19 protein-coding genes are annotated in these 21,353 nt (G+C 40.2%); 10 read left to right on the top strand and 9 right to left on the bottom strand.

What is annotated here, in order from left to right; genetic code table 11:
• The first annotated feature begins 147 nt into the window (after positions 1–147).
• The 5 genes from NL42_RS05075 to NL42_RS05055 all read left to right on the top strand — a co-directional run bounded on the left by NL42_RS05075 (position 148) and on the right by NL42_RS05055 (position 5,986).
• The gene (locus tag NL42_RS05075) at positions 148–1,158 is read left to right on the top strand and encodes an AraC family transcriptional regulator (protein WP_004638954.1); all 1,011 of its coding nucleotides are present in this window, start codon (positions 148–150) and stop codon (positions 1,156–1,158) included.
• 170 nt (positions 1,159–1,328) lie between these two features.
• Positions 1,329–2,534 carry an acetyl-CoA C-acetyltransferase gene (locus NL42_RS05070; protein ID WP_461311984.1) on the top strand — a complete coding sequence of 402 codons (1,206 nt, stop codon included), beginning with the start codon at positions 1,329–1,331 and terminating at the stop codon, positions 2,532–2,534.
• A gap of 18 nt (positions 2,535–2,552) precedes the next feature.
• A complete protein-coding gene (locus NL42_RS05065; RefSeq protein ID WP_461311983.1) occupies positions 2,553–4,688 on the top strand; it encodes a 3-hydroxyacyl-CoA dehydrogenase NAD-binding domain-containing protein in 2,136 nt (711 codons plus the stop codon).
• 164 nt (positions 4,689–4,852) lie between these two features.
• Positions 4,853–5,110 (top strand): hypothetical protein, encoded by a 258-nt coding sequence (locus NL42_RS05060; RefSeq protein WP_016137173.1) that lies wholly within the window; start codon positions 4,853–4,855, stop codon positions 5,108–5,110.
• A 15-nt stretch (positions 5,111–5,125) separates the two neighbouring features.
• Positions 5,126–5,986, top strand: coding sequence for a patatin-like phospholipase family protein (locus NL42_RS05055; protein WP_461311982.1), 861 nt, complete (start codon positions 5,126–5,128; stop codon positions 5,984–5,986).
• Positions 5,987–6,015: 29 nt separating this feature from the next.
• Here NL42_RS05055 and NL42_RS05050 read toward each other — a convergent pair whose 3' ends face one another.
• A complete protein-coding gene (locus NL42_RS05050; protein ID WP_461311981.1) occupies positions 6,016–6,435 on the bottom strand; it encodes a GNAT family N-acetyltransferase in 420 nt (139 codons plus the stop codon).
• A 12-nt stretch (positions 6,436–6,447) separates the two neighbouring features.
• The gene (locus tag NL42_RS05045) at positions 6,448–7,659 is read right to left on the bottom strand and encodes a class I SAM-dependent methyltransferase (protein ID WP_461311980.1); all 1,212 of its coding nucleotides are present in this window, start codon (positions 7,657–7,659) and stop codon (positions 6,448–6,450) included.
• A gap of 128 nt (positions 7,660–7,787) precedes the next feature.
• Here NL42_RS05045 and trhA point away from each other — a divergent pair, with 128 nt between their 5' ends.
• Together trhA and NL42_RS05035 are read left to right on the top strand one after the other, a co-directional pair.
• Complete coding sequence (gene trhA, locus NL42_RS05040) at positions 7,788–8,429, top strand: PAQR family membrane homeostasis protein TrhA (protein ID WP_461311979.1); 642 nt, start codon at positions 7,788–7,790, stop codon at positions 8,427–8,429.
• Between the two features lie 133 nt (positions 8,430–8,562).
• A complete protein-coding gene (locus tag NL42_RS05035; RefSeq protein WP_461311978.1) occupies positions 8,563–9,873 on the top strand; it encodes an MFS transporter in 1,311 nt (436 codons plus the stop codon).
• 63 nt (positions 9,874–9,936) lie between these two features.
• On the opposite strand, the gene NL42_RS05030 is transcribed toward NL42_RS05035, so the two are convergent.
• Together NL42_RS05030 and secA are read right to left on the bottom strand one after the other, a co-directional pair.
• The gene (locus NL42_RS05030) at positions 9,937–10,380 is read right to left on the bottom strand and encodes a hypothetical protein (RefSeq protein WP_461311977.1); all 444 of its coding nucleotides are present in this window, start codon (positions 10,378–10,380) and stop codon (positions 9,937–9,939) included.
• Between the two features lie 133 nt (positions 10,381–10,513).
• The gene (gene secA, locus NL42_RS05025) at positions 10,514–13,234 is read right to left on the bottom strand and encodes a preprotein translocase subunit SecA (RefSeq protein WP_461311976.1); all 2,721 of its coding nucleotides are present in this window, start codon (positions 13,232–13,234) and stop codon (positions 10,514–10,516) included.
• A gap of 407 nt (positions 13,235–13,641) precedes the next feature.
• Between secA and NL42_RS05020 the strand changes: the two genes are divergently transcribed.
• The 3 genes from NL42_RS05020 to NL42_RS05010 all read left to right on the top strand — a co-directional run bounded on the left by NL42_RS05020 (position 13,642) and on the right by NL42_RS05010 (position 15,993).
• On the top strand, positions 13,642–14,283 hold the full coding sequence (locus tag NL42_RS05020) for a peroxiredoxin (protein WP_461311975.1): 642 nt from the start codon (positions 13,642–13,644) through the stop codon (positions 14,281–14,283).
• A 319-nt stretch (positions 14,284–14,602) separates the two neighbouring features.
• A complete protein-coding gene (locus tag NL42_RS05015; protein ID WP_461311974.1) occupies positions 14,603–15,415 on the top strand; it encodes an MBL fold metallo-hydrolase in 813 nt (270 codons plus the stop codon).
• A complete protein-coding gene (locus NL42_RS05010; protein WP_461311973.1) occupies positions 15,412–15,993 on the top strand; it encodes a dual specificity protein phosphatase family protein in 582 nt (193 codons plus the stop codon). The genes NL42_RS05015 and NL42_RS05010 overlap by 4 nt, the downstream gene beginning before the upstream one ends.
• A gap of 145 nt (positions 15,994–16,138) precedes the next feature.
• Here the strand turns inward: NL42_RS05010 and NL42_RS05005 are convergent, their stop codons facing one another.
• From NL42_RS05005 to trpA, 5 genes are all read right to left on the bottom strand, one after another.
• On the bottom strand, positions 16,139–17,068 hold the full coding sequence (locus NL42_RS05005; RefSeq protein ID WP_461311972.1) for a DUF6929 family protein: 930 nt from the start codon (positions 17,066–17,068) through the stop codon (positions 16,139–16,141).
• 96 nt (positions 17,069–17,164) lie between these two features.
• Positions 17,165–18,223 (bottom strand): SPOR domain-containing protein, encoded by a 1,059-nt coding sequence (locus NL42_RS05000; protein ID WP_461311971.1) that lies wholly within the window; start codon positions 18,221–18,223, stop codon positions 17,165–17,167.
• Positions 18,214–19,500, bottom strand: coding sequence for a bifunctional tetrahydrofolate synthase/dihydrofolate synthase (gene folC / locus NL42_RS04995; protein WP_461311970.1), 1,287 nt, complete (start codon positions 19,498–19,500; stop codon positions 18,214–18,216). Before folC ends, NL42_RS05000 begins: the two co-directional genes overlap by 10 nt.
• Positions 19,497–20,393, bottom strand: coding sequence for an acetyl-CoA carboxylase, carboxyltransferase subunit beta (gene accD / locus NL42_RS04990; protein WP_016137187.1), 897 nt, complete (start codon positions 20,391–20,393; stop codon positions 19,497–19,499). Before accD ends, folC begins: the two co-directional genes overlap by 4 nt.
• Positions 20,390–21,193 carry a tryptophan synthase subunit alpha gene (trpA, locus tag NL42_RS04985; RefSeq protein WP_016137188.1) on the bottom strand — a complete coding sequence of 268 codons (804 nt, stop codon included), beginning with the start codon at positions 21,191–21,193 and terminating at the stop codon, positions 20,390–20,392. The genes accD and trpA overlap by 4 nt, the downstream gene beginning before the upstream one ends.
• Positions 21,194–21,353: the final 160 nt, after the last annotated feature.

Genomic DNA, 21,353 nt, shown 5'->3' with positions numbered 1-21,353 from the left:
ATGTCATGTTCAGCCATTTACCTTGATCATTTCGGCAATTTAACATGTAAAAAGTGCTTTTACTCTGTTGTAAATCGCCAATTTATTTTTTTAGACGGTCATTTAGGTCAATTTAAAGTGAACATCAAAGAGACTGAAGGATTCAATATGAGTCGCGATACGATTAGCATCCACTTCGTGAATGCGGCTTTGACAGGCGTAAAACGCCTTGGCATGGATGTCGAGACGTTACTTTCACATGTGGGTATCGAAGCGGAACTATTACGTCAACCTAAAGCTCGAATCTCGCCAGAACAATACACTCGTTTTATAAAAATGTTGTGGATGGTCACACAGGATGAACACGTTGGTTTTGATGTACAGCCACGTCGTTTGGGCACTTTTGCCATTATGTGTCAGTTGATTATTCATGCAAAAACCTTGGGCCAAGCCCTTGAACTCTCATCTCAATTTTACAAATTATTCGGTGATGAATGGTCTGTAAGCCTAGAGCGTGACAAACATGAAGCACGTTTAGTTCCACTCATTCCAAAAACATTAGATCCGGACCATTTCATTACTGAAAGTATGTTAATGATTTGGCATGGTTTGGCATCTTGGCTGATTGAACGTCGTTTACCTTTAGAGCGTGTTCATTTTAGCTATCCACGTCCTGCTCATGCAGATGAATATGATGCATTATTTTTTGCACCGGTCATGCAGTTTGATGCACCGCGTACTGAAATTACCTTTGCAGCCGATTATCTTGATTTGCCAATCCGCCAAGATGAAAAAACGCTAGAAGAGTTCTTAAAAGCAGCTCCTGCTCAGCTTTTAGTAAAATTCAAAAACACCAACTCGCTGACTTCTCGTATTCGTGACGTACTCAAAAGCCAGATTGGTGAAGAAATGCCAACGCTTAATGACGTTGCATCAATGTTGTACTTGTCTCCTCAAACCTTACGGCGCCGCTTGGCTGCTGAAGGTAAAAGCTACCAAGGCGTGAAAGATGCCCTACGCCGAGATGCTGCTATTCATTTGTTACTCAATCCTGAATTAACACTTGAAGATGTTGCACAACAAGTTGGCTTTAGTGAAACCAGTACTTTCCACCGCGCATTTAAAAAATGGACAGGTGTGACCCCTGGTTTATACCGTCAGCTACACGGTTACCACTAATTCTTAAATCTCTTTAGTTTCACATTTAGCCCAAGTTCAACTTGGGCTTTTTTGTATCTCTATTGGCAAAAATCATCACCTGACTGGTGCGCTTATCGTCATTGCACTCGCTATTAAAACTAGTACACTCAAAACACAAATAAATTTTAAGCAATAAAAAAGGAACTGTTATGAGCGAGGCTTATATTATTGATGCCATTCGCACACCACGCGGAAAAGGAAAAAAAGACGGCTCTCTTTACGAAGTAAAACCTATTACATTACTCACCACTTTATTAAATGAATTACAGCAGCGTCATCAACTCGATACGTCTAAAGTCGACGATATTGTTCTGGGCTGTGTAACTCCTATTGGTGATCAAGGTGGTGATATTGCTAAAACAGCCGCCATTGCCGCAGGCTGGAATGATGATGTTGCTGGAGTGCAAATCAATCGTTTTTGTGCTTCAGGTTTAGAAGCAGTCAATATGGCAGCAATGAAAGTTCGCTCAGGCTGGGAAGATTTAGTGGTTGCTGGTGGCGTCGAGTCAATGTCACGTATTCCAATGGGCTCCGATGGCGGGCCGTGGGCGTTAGACCCTGAAACAAACCTTAAATCATCATTTGTTCCACAAGGTGTGGGGGCTGACCTCATTGCAACCTTAGATGGTTATAGCCGCGAAGATGTAGACACATTTGCAGTAAACTCTCAGCAAAAAGCCGCAGCAGCTCAGGCAAATGGCTATTTCGATCAATCAGTGGTTCCAGTAAAAGATCATTCTGGTGTGGTGATTTTAGAAAAAGATGAATTTATTAAAGGAAATACGACAGTTGAAGGACTGACTAAACTCAACCCAAGTTTTGAAATGATGGGACAAATGGGTTTTGATGCTGTTGCCTTACAAAAATACCCTGAAGCACAAAAAATCAATCATGTTCATCATGCAGGTAACTCATCTGGCATTGTCGATGGAGCTGCTGTAGTTTTATTGGCTTCTGAAAAAGCGGTGAAAGAACAAAACTTAAAACCACGCGCTAAAGTTTTGGCGACTGCACTCGTCGGGACAGACCCTACGATCATGCTGACTGGCCCTGCTCCCGCTGCACGTAAAGCCTTAGAAAAAGCTGGTCTCACTATTGATGATATTGACCTATTTGAAGTCAATGAAGCATTTGCAGCGGTTGTTATGCGTTTTATTAATGAACTCAATGTACCTGCTGAAAAAGTCAACGTAAATGGCGGTGCGATTGCTTTAGGCCATCCTTTAGGAGCAACAGGTGCCATGATTTTAGGCACACTACTTGATGAGCTTGAACGACAAGATAAAAAGCGCGGTTTAGCGACGCTCTGTGTTGGCGGTGGGATGGGTATTGCCACCATTATTGAACGCGTATAAAAATTAGGAAAATAAAAGATGAGTGCAATTCAATACGAAAAAAATACCGACAATATTGTCATTTTAACACTTGATTCAACTGGTCAATCTGCAAACACCATGAATGCCGAGTTTCGTGACTCGCTCGATGAAGCGACTCAGAAGCTTAAAGCAGAAACAGAACTTTCAGGTGTTATTTTCCGCTCGGCTAAAAAAACTTTCTTTGCAGGCGGTGATTTAGATGAGCTGATCCAAGTTCAGCCTGAACACGCAACTGACTTTTTCAACATGGTTGAAAAGCTAAAAGGTCATTTACGTACAATTGAAACACTAGGGATTCCAGTTGTTGCAGCATTAAATGGCACTGCACTTGGCGGTGGTTGGGAAATCGCATTAAGTTGCCATCACCGTATTGCAATCAATGACCCGAAAAGCAAATTTGGCCTACCAGAAGTTACTTTAGGTTTACTACCAGGTGGCGGTGGTATTGTACGTATGGTACGTCTGCTCGGACTTCAAAATGCATTTCCTTTCTTAATGGAAGGCAAACAGTTCGGTGTCGATAAAGCAAAGTCTTTAGGCTTAATCCACGATACTGCTGAAAATGAACAAGAGCTTTTAGATAAAGCAATCGCATGGGTAAAAGCGAATCCAAAATCTCAGCAACCTTTTGATGTGAAGGGTTATAAAATTCCGGGTGGTGATCCCAAAACTCCAGCAGTTGCACAAGTTCTTGCAATTGCACCAGCCATGTTAAGAGATAAAACTAAAGGCTGTTACCCTGCCCCTGAAGCGATTATGGCTGCCGCTGTTGAAGGAGCTCAAGTCGATGTCGATACTGCACTGCGTATCGAGTCTCGCTACTTTACTCAGCTTACAACAGGCCAAATTTCTAAAAATATGATCGGCACTTTCTGGCATGGTCTAAATGCAATTAAATCTGGTGCGAGCCGCCCTGCCGACGTTGCAAAATGGCAAGCGACTAAAGTTGGTGTGTTGGGTGCTGGCATGATGGGCGCTGGTATTGCCTATTCAACCGCAATTAAAGGCATTCCTGTTGTACTTAAAGATGTATCTGTTGAAAATGCAGAGAAAGGCAAAGCTTACTCACAAAAGCTTCTTGATAAACGTGTTTCACAAGGCCGCATGACCGCAGAAAAACGTGATCAGATTTTATCACTGATTACGGCTACAGCTTCAGCTCAAGATCTTCAAGGCTGTGACTTAATTATTGAAGCGGTATTTGAAAACCAAGAGCTCAAAGCTAAAGTCACTCAAGAAGCTGAACAATATTTAGCGCCTAATGGTGTAATGGCATCGAATACATCAACCCTGCCAATTACAGGTTTAGCTCAAGCAAGTAAGGATGATAAAGCGTTTATCGGTCTGCATTTCTTTAGCCCTGTCGACAAAATGCAGTTGGTTGAGATTATTAAAGGTAAAAATACCTCCGCAGAGACACTTGCCAAAGCTTATGACTTTGTACAACAAATTGGAAAAACACCGATAGTTGTTAATGATAGCCGTGGTTTCTTTACGAGTCGTGTATTTGGTACGTTCATTCAAGAAGGTATGCGCTTGCTTGCAGAGGGCGTTCACCCAGCACGTATTGAAATGGCTGCACTGAAAGCAGGCATGCCAGTTGGCCCACTCGCCATTCAAGATGAAGTGTCTTTAACCTTAACTGAACATGTTGCTAGTGAAGCACGTAAAGCCCTGCAAGCTGAAGGAAAAGATTTACCTAAAACTTCTGTAGATGAAGTGGTTCACACCATGATTCATGAGTTAAACCGTAAAGGTAAAGCTGCTGGTGCAGGTTTCTATGACTATCCGGAAAATGGTAAAAAGTACCTTTGGGAAGGCTTGAACCGTTGGCAAAAAGATCATGATATTTCTGAACAAGACATAATTGATCGCATTCTGTTTGTACAGGCGCTAGATACATTACGTTGTTATGAAGAAGGTGTGTTGGAGTCGGTTATTGATGCCAATGTCGGTTCTATCTTTGGGATTGGTTATGCGCCTTGGACGGGTGGAGCAATTCAATTCCTAAATCAATACGGCACTGATAAAGCACAAAAACGAGCTGAAGAATTAGCTGCCAAATATGGTGAACGCTTTACACCTCCAACTTTGCTAAAAACCAAAGCTGAGCAGAAACAAAATATTCAATAATTTAGTCGTATTGAATATTTAAAAACTGCATAAACCTTACCCATATAAATATATTTTATTTATATGGGTTTTTCTTTATGACCTTTAAGATTTCAGCCTCACGCCTAAATATGCTATAAATAGACTTCATTTTTGTGCTTCTACAGCACATTCGAGAAATCCTTATGTCCGATAAAAATTCTTCCGAGTCAGCAGTTTTAGGCTGGAAATTTGTTCTGATCGTTGGTGTTTTAAGTGCGATTTTCCTTGGCTTTTTCTATTTAGCGATGAGTAATGAACCTGACTATATGCCAGGTGCACAGCGCAAAGCACAACAAGAGCAAATGCAGCAAAAAGCTGAACACTCTACAGAGCAACACGCTCAACATAGTGACGACATGCCTGAAATGGATATGCAAGAACATAAGCAATCAACTCAGTAATCAGAAATTTTTCAAATGACAGATTTTTCCCGCAACGCACTGGTTGTAGAGGGTGGAGGCATGCGTGGTGCCTTTACCAGTGGTGTACTTGACGCGTTTTTACAACAACAGTTCAATCCTTTCAATTTATACGTTGGCGTATCGTCTGGCTCGACCAATGTGGCCAACTACTTAGCTGGTCAACAAGGTCGTACGTTAACCTTTTATATTGATCACTCACTTCGTCCTGAATTTATCGATTACAAACGCTTTTTTAAAGGCGGTGATTTACTCGATTTAGAATGGATGTGGGAAGTTGGTGAAAAAGAACATCCTCTTGATCAGCAAAGCCTTTTCGCTAAAAATCCAGATTTTTATATGGTATTGACGCATGCTAAAACAGGTCATGCAGAATATCTTCGTGCTGGTAAAGATAATTTGCTAAATGCACTTCGTGCTTCTAGCTCAATTCCAGTTTTAACGCGTCATCCTGTCGACATCATGGGTGAACCTTATTTTGATGGTGGCGTTGCAGATGCCCTACCCGTTCGCTGGACGGCTCAACAAAGTGACGTAAAAAAACTATTGGTTTTACGCACACGCCCGAAAAATTACTTTAAGGCGAGTAGTCGAGGAGATCAATTCCTCGCGAAATACGCGTTTAAACATCATTATGGTTTTGCAAACAGCTTACGTAGCCGTTGTGCTCGTTATAACGCTTCGGTCGATTTTGTTCGTGGTGAAAATCCAGAACAGCAAATTTTAGAAGTTTGCCCACCACCTCTTAAAAATATGGCTGGCCGTTTAAGCACTAATCCTAAAAAGCTTCGTTACAGCTATGAAGTCGGCTTAGAAACAGGTTTACAAGCCATTGAAAGCTGGAATGCAATGAAATAATGCCAAATTGAGATTTCTAAAAAGAAGTCTCAATTTAACTCTAAAGTCATATCAATATGTGGGATACCACAATCTAGATACTCTTCGCCTTGAACTACAAAGCCCAATGCTTCATAAAACGCGGTCACATAAGTTTGAGCTGAAAGCTTTAGATAAGGTAAGTTCTGCTGGCGCGCATAATCAATAATGTGCTGCATTAAAATTTTGCCCACACCCTGCTTTCGATAAGGCATTAAAACAGCTACCCGCCCTACGCTATGCTGCGGCAACAATCGCGCTGTAGCAATTGGTTGTTCACGGTCATACACAATAAAGTGCAAAACCCTAGCATCCAAATCATCCCATTCATCTTCTGGGGCAATTCCCTGCTCTTGAATAAAAACTTGCTCACGGATGAGCTTGGCATCTTTCTCAAGCTGCTCCCACCCACCCGCTATAATTTTATACATGGGTTAACCTGCTTAACACTTACAACCAATATTCTCGATAGGCAACTGGTCTTGTAATAACAATTCTAGAGTTTGTTTTTTAATACCATACATGTCTTTCAAGGCTTGAATTTGAGCCATGATCTTGGCATCAGGCTGAGTGACATCCTTACGCTTCGTCGCCAGAATCATTTTGTTTTTACTGGTATGTTCAAGCGATACAAACTCAAAAACTTTGGTTTCATAGCCATAAGCTTTTAAAAGTAATGCACGTAATGTATCGGTTAACATTTCAGCTTGCTGACCAGCATGAATCCCAAATTGCAGCATTGGCTGTAAAACTTCGGGACTATGTAATTGTGGGCGTAACTCTTTATGGCAACATGGGGCACACATAATCATTGAAGCATTTAAACGAATGCCAGTATGAATCGCAAAATCGGTAGCAATGTCACAAGCATGCAAGGCAATCATAACGTCTAACTTTTCCGGTTGATAACTACGTACATCACCTTCAAAAAAGTCTAAATGATTAAAATGCACTTTATCTGCAACTTTTTGGCAGAATTCAACCAGATTCGGGCGCAATTCGACTCCAGTAATCAACGGTGTTTTCTGCTGCTCTTGCAAATAATCATACAAAGCAAAAGTTAAATAACCTTTACCCGAACCAAAATCGACAATGCGTAACTCTTGTTGAGATGCATCAATTTGCTCATAAGCGCTCGCAAAGATTTCAATAAATTTATTAATCTGTTTCCATTTACGCGCCATGCTTGGAATGATTTGGCCTTTTTCATCGGTAATACCAAGTTCTTTTAAAAACGCATTGCCCTGCTGTACATAGCGTTGCTTTTCACGATCATGAGTCTGAACAGTTTGGGTCGCATTTACAGCCTGCTTTTTACCCATATTTAACAGCGCTTTTTTCTTATTTTTTTTAAGTTGAATTTCTTGATTAGTCGAAAATAAGTTCGCTTGCTTACACTGTATGATTAACTGCTCAATCTGCTGCAAACCATCTTCAAATGAATAGTTTTTGGTCACATCTTGGGTTGTATGGTGATATAAAGCTGAAAGCTGTTTTTGCCCATGTAACTCTACAACGCGGAAAGTGATTTTTTCCAGTTGTTCCAACTCTCCCTTATATTGGCTCAAGATCAAACGCTCAAAAGTTTGTTGATCAAGCATTTGCTTAATTTCATGGAAGAATTGCTGTTCTTGCTCAAAGGAAAAAACCGACACGGATATACCTAAAAATGAAGACTCATATAAGATATGAAGTTTAAAGGGTCTAGGATTAAAAATAAAATAACTTTACGACTGTTTTGTATTTCTATACATTCGTATTTTTAATCAAAAAAATTAAACTTATGAGTAAATCTGTACTGGAAACTTACGATCCTAAAGAAGAACTATTTAATGCCTACAGCCATGGGGCTGGTGTCGTTATGGCAGTTGTTGCTTCTATCTTTTTAATTATGAAGGGATCTTATCTTTCAACTGCTCAGTGGATTGGTTTATGGGTATACTCATTTAGTCTCATTCTGGTTTTCACCAGCTCTACACTCTATCACTTTGCCCAAACACAGAATCTACGTTACTGGTATAAGAAACTTGACCATACAGCCATTTATTATTTAATTGCTGGAACTTATACCCCATTTTTAAGCATCGCTATACCTACTACAAAAGCTCATGTTCTGCTGGTTGCACTTTGGGGCATCGCTGCAATTGGTACACTTTTCAAGTTAGTTTTTATTCATCGTTTTCAAAAAATTTCTTTGCTGGCTTATATTTTAATGGGATGGCTTGCCGTGTTTGTAATGGATGATATGCGCACTTATTTAAGTAAAGACGCATTGATTTTCTTGATCATTGGCGGATTAGCTTATACGGTTGGAGCATTGTTTTACGCGTTAAAAAAGGTAAGATATACCCATGCGATCTGGCACATTTTTGTGCTTTTAGGTGCAGGAGCACATTTTCTTGCTATCTATTGGTACATTGTTTAGTTCATTTTTCACTCTTATTCAGTGATCCTGAAAGAGTCATGGATGATGTTCTTTCACGCTATTCTTTTAGAAAAATACGTCTTTAAAAGGAATAGTAAATTAAAAATAAATTTTAACTGATATAAGGTTTTATATGGATTCAACCTCTGCGGCGGCTGCTCCGGCAGTAGCCACTAATTCAAAAACGCGGGTTTTGTTTGCAAGCTTAGTCGGTACAACCATTGAGTTCTTCGACTTTTATATCTATGCAACTGCTGCCGTTCTTATTTTTCCTCACCTGTTTTTCCCTGCTAGTAGTGGCAGTGCCGCAGTCTTACAATCTTTAGCAACCTTCGCAATTGCCTTTATTGCACGCCCCATCGGTGCAGCAATATTCGGCCATTTAGGAGACCGTATTGGCCGAAAAGCTACATTAGTTGCAGCGTTACTGACCATGGGTGTTTCAACCGTATGTATTGGTTTACTTCCTACCTATGCACAAATCGGGATTTTCGCACCCTTACTATTAGCTTTATGCCGTTTAGGACAAGGTTTAGGATTAGGGGGCGAATGGAGTGGTGCCGTTTTACTCGCGACTGAAAATGCACCTGAAGGCAAAAGAGCCTGGTATGGCATGTTCCCGCAACTCGGCGCTCCAATTGGCTTTATTTTGGCAACCGGTTCATTTTTATTATTGAGTGCGACTATTCCTGAGCAAGCGTTCATGCAATGGGGATGGCGTATTCCATTCATTGCAAGTGCTGTATTAGTGATTGTGGGCTTATATATCCGCTTAAAGCTCCATGAGACTCCTGCATTCCAAAAAGTTTTGGATAAGCAAAAAGAAGTAAATATTCCCTTTAAAGAAGTCTTAACTAAACATACAGGCAAACTTATTCTTGGCACAATTGCAGCAATCTGTACGTTTGTCGTGTTCTATCTTACGACCGTATTTGCCTTAAACTGGGGAACCACGAAGCTTGGCTATGCACGTGGAGAGTTCTTAGAACTTCAGCTCTTTGCCACACTTTGCTTTGCTGCATTCATTCCTTTATCGGCTATTTTTGCAGAAAAATTTGGTCGTAAAACTACCTCTATTGGCGTCTGTATCGCTGCTGCGATTTTCGGCTTATTCTTCTCTAGTATGTTAGAGTCTGGAAATACGTTAATCGTCTTCCTGTTCTTATGTACAGGCCTAGCCATTATGGGCTTAACCTATGGTCCGATTGGGACGGTTCTTTCTGAACTTTTCCCAACCTCAGTTCGTTATACTGGTTCAGCATTAACGTTTAACTTGGCTGGCATTTTTGGTGCATCATTTGCGCCACTTATTGCAACGAAGCTTGCTGAAACTTATGGTTTATATGCAGTTGGTTATTATCTTACTGCCGCATCACTTTTATCACTCGTCGCTTTCTTATTCATTCGTGAAACAAAAAATGATGATGTGAATAATCAGATCTAAAATTAGAAATTCTCATATAAAAAAGCCGGTTCATGATTGACCGGCTTTTTTTATAAATACAACTTAATTCATTGAGGCTGGATTTGAAGGTGCAATGCTATTCGTTACAGCTGGAGCTGTTAAATTGCTTGCAGCAACAGCGGCAGGCCCTGCAACAGCAGCTTCACCAATGAGTGCAACTTTCGCTTTTTCTTGACTCTTTACAGATAAAGCAGGGTTAGTTGCCACAATACGATTAATATTTGCTGAGTTTGCCGGAGCAATCGCAGTAGTTTGTAAAATAATTGGGCGATTACCTGTATTACCCAACGTATAGCGAATGCCTGTACGCGGACTAATCACTGTTGTATTTTCTTGCTTCACTACAGCTTGAGCCGAAGTTGGGCCTTTTGCTGCAAGTACTTTATCAACCGTTGTCGTTTGAGGGGCTGAAGCTGCTTCTGCTGCGAAAACAAAACTAGGCACAGCAAGAACAGTTAAAAATAAAGGTTGTAATACTTTTTTCATTGTCTTTCCAACATACACTCTGGATGAGAAGTAAATAGCATTTAATGCTTAAAACTGCAAACATTATTCACAGGCTTACTACAAACATAAAAAAAGCAGAACAATTGTTCTGCTTTTTTTATGTGAAGGCAGATTAGATCTTACCGTGACATTGCTTATATTTTAGTCCAGACCCACATGGGCATGGTGCATTACGGCTTTCTGGAACAGGGAAAGCTTGCTGATCGTTAGACTCGTTCATGCTTTCTTGAGAAAGTGTAACTTCACCAGTTAACCCATCTACGTCATCATGTTCAAAAGAAAGCTTCATTGATTCAGCTTGCTGCTGCTGTTGAGCTTCCATTTCTGCAAGTTCTTCTGGTGTTGGAATGTGTACACGAGACAAATCAGTCACAACATCAGTTTTAATAATGCTCAGCATATTTACAAACAGGTTGAAAGCTTCTTTCTTGTATTCCTGTTCAGGGTTCTTTTGCGCATAGCCACGTAAATGGATACCTTGACGCAAATAATCCATTGCAGCTAAGTGATCTTTCCAATGGCGATCAAGAGAGTTTAAAACGAAGTGACGTTCTAGCATTGCTGCTGATTCATCACCCATTTGAGCGCGGCGCTGACGATAACGCTCAATCACTTCATCACTGATTCGCTCAACTAAACCTTCTTCATCTAGACGACGATCTTGGTCTAACCACTCTTGAATTGGAAGCTCAATACCCAAATCAATACGTAGAGCGTTTTCTAAACCTTCAACATCCCACTGGTCATGAATTGACTCTGGTGGAATAAAGTTAGTAATCACGCCTTTCATCACTTCATGATGCATTTCTTCAACGTATTCTTTTAAAGTATTTTCAGCTAACACTTCATCACGTTGTGAATAAATGATCTTACGTTGTTCATTATTCACATCATCGTATTTCAATAAGTTTTTACGAATATCAAAGTTACGCGCTTCAACTTTACGCTGAGCATTCTCAATTGAACGACTCACCATTTTGTGTTCAATCGCTTCATTTTCTTGTAGACCCATCGCGCGCATCATTCCGACTACGCGATCACCTGCGAAAATACGCATAAGGTCATCTTCAAGAGACAAATAGAAACGAGAAACACCCGGGTCACCTTGACGACCCGCACGACCACGTAACTGGTTATCAATACGACGTGATTCATGGCGTTCAGAACCAATGATGTGCAAACCACCTGATTTCAACACATCTTCGTGGTCTTGTTCCCATTGTGCTTTCAGATGTGCTTCATCTTCAGCCGTAGGGTTTTCAAGTTTGGCAAGCTTCGCTTTCCAGTTACCACCCAAGATAATGTCCGTACCACGACCAGCCATGTTGGTTGCAATCGTGACTGCATTCGGGCTACCCGCTTGAGCAATAATGTCAGCTTCACGCTCATGTTGCTTTGCATTCAACACTTCGTGATGAATACCAGCTTGCATTAACTTAGAAGATAAAATTTCACTGGCTTCAATGGTCGCTGTACCAATCAGAATCGGTGCTACACCTTGCTCACGAATATTCGTAATTTCCTGAATAATCGCGTCGTATTTACCGTTACGGTTTAAATAAATTAAATCGTTTTGGTCATTACGTACCATTGGTCGATGAGTTGGAATAATCACAACATCAAGGCCATAAATTTCTTTCATTTCCGCAGCTTCAGTATCAGCAGTACCTGTCATACCTGAAAGCTTTTTATATAGACGGAAATAGTTCTGGAATGTTGTGGTCGCTAGTGTTTGGTTTTCAGGCTGAATTTCTAAACCTTCTTTCGCTTCAACTGCTTGATGCAACCCTTCAGACCAACGACGACCTGGCATTGTACGACCAGTATGTTCGTCAACAATCACGACTTCACCATCATGAATAATATAGTGAACATCACGTTGGAATAAGAAATGTGCACGAATAGCAGCAGACACATGATGAACAAGGCTTAGATTCGTTGCTGAATATAGGCTTTCACCTTCAGCCAACAAGCCCATCTGAATAAGTTCTTGCTCAACAGTTTCATAACCAACTTCGGTCATTTCAACTGAACGCTGCTTTTCATCAATCCAGAAATGCCCACCATCTGCCACTTTTTCTTCTTTTTGCGGCTTTAATTTAGGGGGAATCGAATTAATTGCAGAATATAGATGCGAAGAGTCTTCACTTTGACCAGAAATAATTAATGGTGTACGTGCTTCATCAATCAAGATTGAGTCAACTTCATCGATAATGGCATAGTGCAAACCACGTTGTTTCTTTTCTGCTAAAGAAAACACCATGTTGTCACGTAAGTAGTCAAAACCGAATTCGTTATTGGTACCATAGGTAATATCAGCAAGATAAGCTTCCGCTTTTTCAGACGGACCTTGCATTGAATAGATCGTACCAATAGATAAACCCAAAAATTCAAATAATGGGCGGTTCAACTCAGCATCACGCTGTGCCAAATAATCGTTCACAGTAATGACATGAACGCCTTCGCCACTTAATGCGTTTAAATAACACGCCAAAGTACCCATCAGGGTTTTACCTTCACCGGTACGCATTTCGGCAATTTTACCTTCATGTAAGGTAATACCACCAATAAGCTGAACGTCATAGTGACGCATGCCCATTACACGCTTGGCTGCTTCACGACAAACTGCAAATGCTTCTGGAAGTAATTTATCTAAACTTTCGCCATTATTATAACGTTGTTTGAATTCTGGAGTTTTTGCAGATAAGTCTGCATCGCTTAAAGCTGATATCGTCGGCTCGAGCGCATTGATTTGCTCAACAATTTTGCGCATGCGTTTGAGTTCGCGCTCATTTTTTGTACCGAAGATACCTCCGATCAGACTTGCCAACATGGATAAACTCTCTAAATCTTGCTTGGTCAAATGAATAAACTTTTTCTCAGTCGTTTATTATGGTGCCAGAAATTTGAAGTACAAGGGGTTTGCACAAAACCCCTAAAAAAAATCTGATAGTTAGACGAATGGTTTTATCATTCATCTAGTCCCCCGTAATGCGCCTTGCACCTAAAAACGTAGCATTAACGCTCATCTATTAAGCATAACTTCCGAGAAATCTAATTTAGCAAATTTACCTTAAAGTTACATTGATTAAGCACATAAAATAATGAGTTTTAGTCATATATATTTACATTTATATCAAAAGTTCATAATAAAATACAAAAACAATAATTTTAATCATAAAGTAAATGCTGCATATTCATTCAATCGAATAACAAATTATGAGCAATTGAGGAAATATCATGACACTACGATTAGGAGACACTGCCCCCGATTTTCAACAAGAATCGAGCGAAGGCACTATTCATTTTTATGATTTTTTAGGTGATAGTTGGGGAATCTTATTTTCACATCCAGCTGACTATACACCTGTATGTACAACAGAATTAGGCTATACAGCGAAATTAAAAGATGAGTTTGAAAAACGTAATGTCAAAGCGATTGCCTTATCTGTAGATGACGTAGAATCGCATAAAGGCTGGATTAACGACATTAACGAAACTCAAAATACTACGGTTAATTTTCCCATTATTGCTGACAAAGACCGTAAAGTATCTGAGCTCTATGGCTTTATTCATCCAAATGCTAGTGAAACACTTACCGTTCGTTCTTTGGTCATTATTGATCCGAACAAAAAAGTTCGTTTAATTATTACCTACCCTGCTTCAACTGGTCGTAACTTTAACGAAGTCTTACGTGTCGTGGATTCATTACAATTAACTGATAAGCATAAAGTCGCTACACCAGCGAACTGGCAACAAGGCGAAGATGTTGTGATTGTTCCTTCTTTGAAAGACGAAGAAGAAATTAAGCAACGCTTCCCTAAAGGCTATACAGCGGTTAAACCATATTTACGCCTAACACCACAGCCTGAGCAAGATTAAAGCCTTTTAAAAAGGCTTTAATCGAAGTGCAAGACAAACGAAGTGCGTAGGCAAGCATTTGAAAAGTTCGCTACAAGACAAGCGAAGCGCGTAGGCAGGCACCTGAAAGATTCCCTGTAAGACAAGCGAAGCGCGCAGGCAAGCATCAGAAAATTTCAATAAGCCAAGCCCGTAGTAAATCTTAAGCAAAATAAGTAAATACCCTCACCTTGAAAAGTCATCCAACGCGATGGCTTTTTATTTATGTATTGAATACACATGGTTTTTTCTGCTCAGATCAGTTATAACTCGAAGCGATTCGGTATAAAAAATAAAAATCATGATCTATAAAATTCATCATTTAAAGTGTGGCAGCATGTGCCCAGTTTGTGCCCCACTCTTTGGACAAAAAGGCTTTCGAGCTGAAGTAATCTGTCATTGTCTTCTGGTTGAAACTGATCGAGGCTTAGTGCTTATTGATACAGGCTTTGGCTTGCAAGATTATTTACATATGAAACAACGCCTAGGCTCATTAGTTAAACGTTTAGGCAAAATTGAGCCTAACCTTGAGTTTAGTGCCATTCAGCAAATCCAAAAACTCGGGTTTAATCCTAAGGATGTACAGCATATCTTTGTCACTCATCTTGATTTTGATCATGCAGGTGGAATTTCAGATTTTCCCCATGCCACTGTCCATGTTTTAGCGGCAGAATATAACGCGGCCCAACTTCCAAATTTTAAGGGCAAACTTCGCTATAGAACCAATCAATATAAAGACCATCGTTACTGGAACTTTGTTGAATATCAGCAAGGTGAAGCATGGTTTAACCTCGAAAAAGTAAAAGGCTTTCCTATTTTTCAAGATGAAATTTTAATGGTACCGCTGTTGGGTCACTCAGCTGGCCATTGTGGCATTGCCATAAAGCAACAAAATCAATGGTTATTATTTTGTGGAGATGCATACTACTCACACCTAGAGTTAAACCCTAAAAATAAATTAAGATCACTTAGTTTGCTGGAAAAAACATTTGCAGAAGATAATGAGAAACGCCTTGTTAATCTCAAACGCTTACAGCATTTAGCTCAACATGAGCCAACGATTGAAATAATTTGTGCTCATGATCCTTATGAGCTTAACCGGTATCAAACATGAAAAAATTATCGCTCATCACACTTGTCATCTGCATAAATTTACAAGGATGTATGCAACATGAAAGTATTACCTATGAAGATAGGCCAAAAGACTGGGGTACTTTAGTCTCTCAAAGTCATAATTTTTATCAAGTGAGTAACGATGTTTTTCGCAGTGAACAACCTAATGCTGCAATGATTTCAGAATTAAAGAACCATCAAATTGGAACGATTATTAATTTAAGGGCCAAAGATGCAGATACTTTAGTTTTTAAAAATGAAAAGTTTAATCTTGTTCACATTCCTATCAACACTTGGGCAATTAACCGACAAGACCTTTTAAAAGTCATGCAGCAAATCAAAATTGCCAAACAGAATAATCAACGTGTTTTATTGCATTGCTACCATGGTTCAGATCGTACAGGAGCGAGTGTTGCGATGTATCGCATTATTTTTGAAAATTGGGCAATTGATGATGCAGTTAAAGAAATGAAAGAAGGTGGTTATGGCTACCATATTATATGGAAGAACATTGACGGTTTATTTACACCTGAAAATGTAAAATGGATTCAACAGCAACTGTCGGATTCCAGCAGCTAAAGACTGAATTTCTTTTGTATGCAAACATGATTATTAGGCAAATAAGTTGGCTCAATCACCAACTTATTTATTGTTTTCATTTTTATCAATTACATCGAAAAACATACATTTAAAGATAGATGATCATCAAAAATATGATTTAACTTTATGATTTCCCCAAAGCAGCATTGCTAAGTAATACCTTCAAAATTTCAGAATCCCCACCATCGCTGTCTGTCACTAATAAAAAGACTTCGCCATCTGATCTCGACTCGAACCAAGTAATCCCTTCAATCTTGATTGGCAGTGTTCGTCCTTTCGCACCTTGAATCAGATGAGCCGCTAAAGCTTTACCATCAGGCGAAAACACCAAGATAAAACTTCCCAAGACAGCACCGTCATCATAGGTATTGAGTGTTTGCTCGACCGCAGCTGTAGCAACAATCAAATTTTTATCTACTAAAAAACAAGCATCTGAAATGCCACTTGCTGAACCATCAAGCTCAGCTAAGCTCAGTTTGAGCGAATGTATAAGTGCATTTGCTAAGGATTTTCCTGCTTGAATTTTGATTAAATCAAAGACTAAAACCCCATGATGGAAATTTATGTTACCCCGTTGAAAGATATAGAGATAACGATGGTCTGAACATACGGCTTCTATATTGAGATCAGCCCCGCCTGTTAATTCAACCTGATGCTGCAAAAAATCATAATCAACCGCATCCAAGAAAGTTCTGACCTGATCATTGGCAGGGTTATAGAGTAATGCTCGTTTTCGATTTTCTGTAGAACCCGAGCCCATCACTAAAAGCTGTGATTGTCCGTTCCAACTTATAGAGGTTAAAGCTTCAAAATCAGGCTTTTGTTCTTTGCTTAATGCACTTAGCGGTATTTGCTCTGAAGAATCAAATAACGGAATTTTTTCAAAGACCGTTGCATCGGCCATGTTCTGGTTTCGATTGATTCTTAATAAATAAGGGAGATTATCACCAACAAAATAAATATCATCCCCCACGCAAGCAACTCCAGACAGTGCGCTAATCCCTGAATCTTGTGCAAAAACAAATTGTTCTAATATTTTGATCGTTGTATTCATCTTCAAGCCCCCCCCCCTATTGAATGGAACACTTCTTCACAAGAATAAAGCCGTTGAAGTAAGTGTTCCTGATTTGATTTAGGGGATGATCAGCCGTTATCGCTGATCAAGCGGCACCCAATCAATGACCCAAGCCGATTTCATGTTTAAACTTGAATCAGAAGTAATTTTCTTACGGGCTGCATCTGCAGTATCACGGTCTTTCGCAGGTCCAACCATAATACGGATTCCCTTGCTGGTTTGACTCGTAGTTACCTTGTAGCCTTTAGCTCGTAATTTAGAAACAACTGAATCTGCATTTGCTTGGTTAGCAGCTAATGCAACTTGCACCATCCACTTTTTATCACCATTTTCCAGCAGTTCACGCGCTTTCTCAGCATCAGCTTTTTTATCAGCTTCTGCTTTACGTTTAGCCTCTGATGTTTTCTTATCAGCTTCTGCTTTGTGTTTTGCTTCAGTCGCTTTTTTATCAGCTTCTGCCTGACGTTTTGCTTCAGCAGCTTTCTTATCTGCTTCTGCTTGGCGTTTTGATTCAGCAGTTTTCTTATCAGCTTCTGCCTGACGTTTTGCCTCAGTTGCTTTCTTATCAGCTTCCGCTTGGCGTTTTGCCTCAGCTGCTTTCTTATCAGCTTCTGCTTGGCGTTTTGCTTCAGCTGCTTTTTTGTCTGCATCTATTTTTGAAGTATCAGTTGTTTTATTCGCCACATTAGTTTGCTGGTTTTTAGCTTTCGCCTCGCCCACTAACTCTGGTGGAATATTATCTGAACTTTCTTGAGCTGCTGTACGACGTGCATTAATCGCAGCATACTCTGCTGCTGCTTTACGAGCAGCATCAGCTTCAGCTTGCTGTTGCATTGCTAAAAACTCTGCTGCACGTGCTTCTTGTTCAGCAACAGCTTTTTCACGTGAACGGCGCTGTTCTTCTAGCAAACGTTTTTCTGTTTCAACATCAACCGCTAGAGGTTGTAGTTGTACCATTTGGCCTTCAGTTGCTTGCTTTGGCTTAGTTTGAGTTTTTGGCGATGTGGATGCGGGTGGTTGAACTTCAACCTGTTTTATTTCCTCATTTCCTTTTAGAAGTAATGCTGCCAATAAAACACCACCTCCCAGTAAAACAACACCACCCATCCAGCGTTGTTTGTTATTCATTGACATTCTTCCAAATACTCCCAAATCGCTTCTAAAGTATGAAACGAACCACAGGCCAAAATCAGCTGATTGTTATTTGTTTGCTCAAGCGCTGATTTAAATGCCTCTTTGATATTGCCATATTGTTGTACTGTCTGACCTTGCAAGGCATCATTGAGTTGCTGAATCGGTGCAGCACGCGGCACATTCAACTCAGCAATTTTCCAATGTAAAACAGTAGGTTTCAATAACTCGACTACTGATTTTATATCTTTATCTGCCAGCATTGAAAATACTGCGACAACTTCTGTGTACTGTTTATTGTATTCTAAGAAATTTCGCAATTGCTTTAACAAAAATTCAACACCATGTGGATTATGTCCGGCATCAAAAATTACTGTTTTTCCTTCAACTTGACGCTGTTCAAAACGCCCAGCTAAGCGTGCAGATTGAATACCTTTTTCTAATGCCGACTGGGAAACTTCAAGTCCGCTATTTAAAATGGCAGCAACCGCCCCTGCAATATTTTCAATGGCTAAATGACCTAAAGGAAGCTTTAAAGTGGTTCCCTCAGAGGCAAAGTACCAGTTTTGTCCATCATCGGCGAGTTTATAAAAATAATCACGATTAACGGTATATAAGTCTGCTTGTGTACTTTCTGCTTTATCTTGAATTGCTTGAGGTAAAAGTTGTTCGCCAGCAAAGACAACCGGAATTTGTGGACGAATAATTCCTGCTTTTTCAAAAGCAATTTTTTCAATCGTATCGCCTAACCAATCAGTATGATCTAGGCCAATATTAGTAATAACTGCAACGTTGGGATCAATTACATTGACGACATCTAAGCGCCCGCCCAAACCGACTTCGAGTACCCATACATCGCATTGCTGTTGTTTAAAAATGACAAAAGCAGCCAAAGTGGTTGCTTCAAAAAAAGATAAGCTTAAATCACAATCGCGACGAGCCTGATCGACTTGAACAAAAGCATCAATCAGACTTTGATCATCGACTTCAACTCCACCTAATTTAACTCGCTCATTAAAGCGATAGATATGCGGTGACTGATATAACCCAACTTTATAACCCTGTGCGTTTAATATCGCGGCCAGTGTGGTCGTAGTTGAGCCTTTACCATTCGTTCCGGCCACTGTAAAAACTTTAGCAGTAGGCTGAGTGACACCCAGTTTTTCTGCAACAGGAATTACACGTTCCAGACCAAGATCTATCCCTGTAACGTGAACATGGCTCCAATAATTGAGCCATGTATCTAAAGAGTCTATTGAAAGTGGAGCTTGTTGATTCAAGGTAAGTTCATCAATTTCGATACAAGTCGAGATACAGTATCACGTAAAGCATGACGATGAACAATCTGATCGATTACACCATGATCAAGCAAATATTCTGCACGTTGGAACGGTTCTTCTAGAGTTTCACGTACAGTTTGCTCAATTACACGTTTACCAGCAAAGCCAATCATCGCTTTAGGTTCAGCAATATGAATATCACCCAACATTGCTAAAGAAGCTGTTACACCACCATACACTGGATGTGTTAACACTACGATATAAGGCAAGCCTGCATCTTTTAATCTTTGGATCGCCGCTGAAGTACGCGCCATTTGCATAAGTGACAACATGCCTTCTTGCATACGTGCGCCACCAGAAGCTGCGAAACAGATCAATGGTTGACGTTTTGCAATAGCAAGTTCAGCAGCCTGAACAAAACGGTCACCCACTACAGTACCCATAGAGCCGCCCATAAAGTCGAACTCAAAAGCACATGCAATCAAATCAACGCCATTTAAATTGCCTTGCATTGCAATTAAAGCTTCTGTTTCACCAGTTTTGCTTTGCGCTTCACGCATACGATCTGGATATGGCTTAGTATCGACAAACTTTAACGGATCTTTCGCGCTAAACTCTTGTCCTAATTCTGCTACTACATTGTCGAAGAACCAGTTCAAACGATCACGAGCTTTCATACGTAAGTGTTCGTCACACTGTGGACAAACATACGCATTGAAAGAGATTGCTGTACGTGTCACTAGAGCATGACATTCAGGGCATTCAATCGTTGGCTCAGTAAATGTTGCTTTGAGAATTTGTTGCTCATTTGCGACTTCAATACCTGGAACCGGACGTTTTGTCCATGGGGTCGCAGGGCTAAGAACTTTCCCTGATTTCACTTCTTGATTCATACTAACTCATCGAGCGCTGCTCGAAGCTCCTTGACTTTATTCACCGTCTGTTCAACAGCGTCATCCGCTGCCAACGTTGCAAAATTTTTAACGAAAGCACTACCTACAATCACAGCATCAGCAACACTACCCATTGCTTTTGCTGAAGCGGCATCACTAATACCAAAACCAACGCCTACTGGAATATCTGTGGCATTTTTGATTTTTTGAATACGTGCAGCAGCTTCTGCTGTATCTAGTGTTGCTGCTCCTGTTACACCCTTGAGTGAAACATAGTAGATAAATCCACTTGCCTGATTTGCCACATGTTGAATACGTTGGTCTGTAGAAGTTGGCGCGAGTAAGAAAATTTGATCCATGTCATGTTGCTTCAACACAGCAGCAAACTCTTTTGACTCTTCTGGCGGTAAATCCACCAGCAATAAACCATCTACACCACACTGTTTCGCATGAGAAATAAACTTCTCATAACCAATCACTTCAACTGGATTTAGATAACCCATTAAAACAACAGGTGTATCCTGATCCTGTTCACGGAACTCCTTTACCATATTAAGAGCATCTAATGTGTTAGTCCCTGCTGCAAGCGCACGTTCAGCTGCAAGCGCAATTACTGGACCATCGGCCATTGGATCTGAAAATGGTAAACCAAGCTCAATGACATCTACTCCTGCCTCAACCATTTTATGCAGTAACGGAACTGTTACTTGCGGTTGTGGATCACCCGCCATAACATAAGATACAAGCGCTTTACGTTGTTGGGACTTAAGCTTTTCAAAACGGGTGGCAAGACGTGACATAGGGTTGTGCTTTCCTTGAATTATTTAAAATTGAGGAGTTGTTTGTAGAAATACAAGAACATCGCATTTTAACGCTATTTTTTGTCCATTGAACAGGTCTAACGTTATGGCGATATTCGATTGTATGATTCATACAACCCATGGTGTACATTTATCAATA

Source organism: Acinetobacter sp. GN11 (assembly GCF_054823985.1).
The sequence above is the reverse complement of the archived record's forward strand: the minus strand, read 5'-3'. Positions and strand labels throughout refer to the sequence as shown.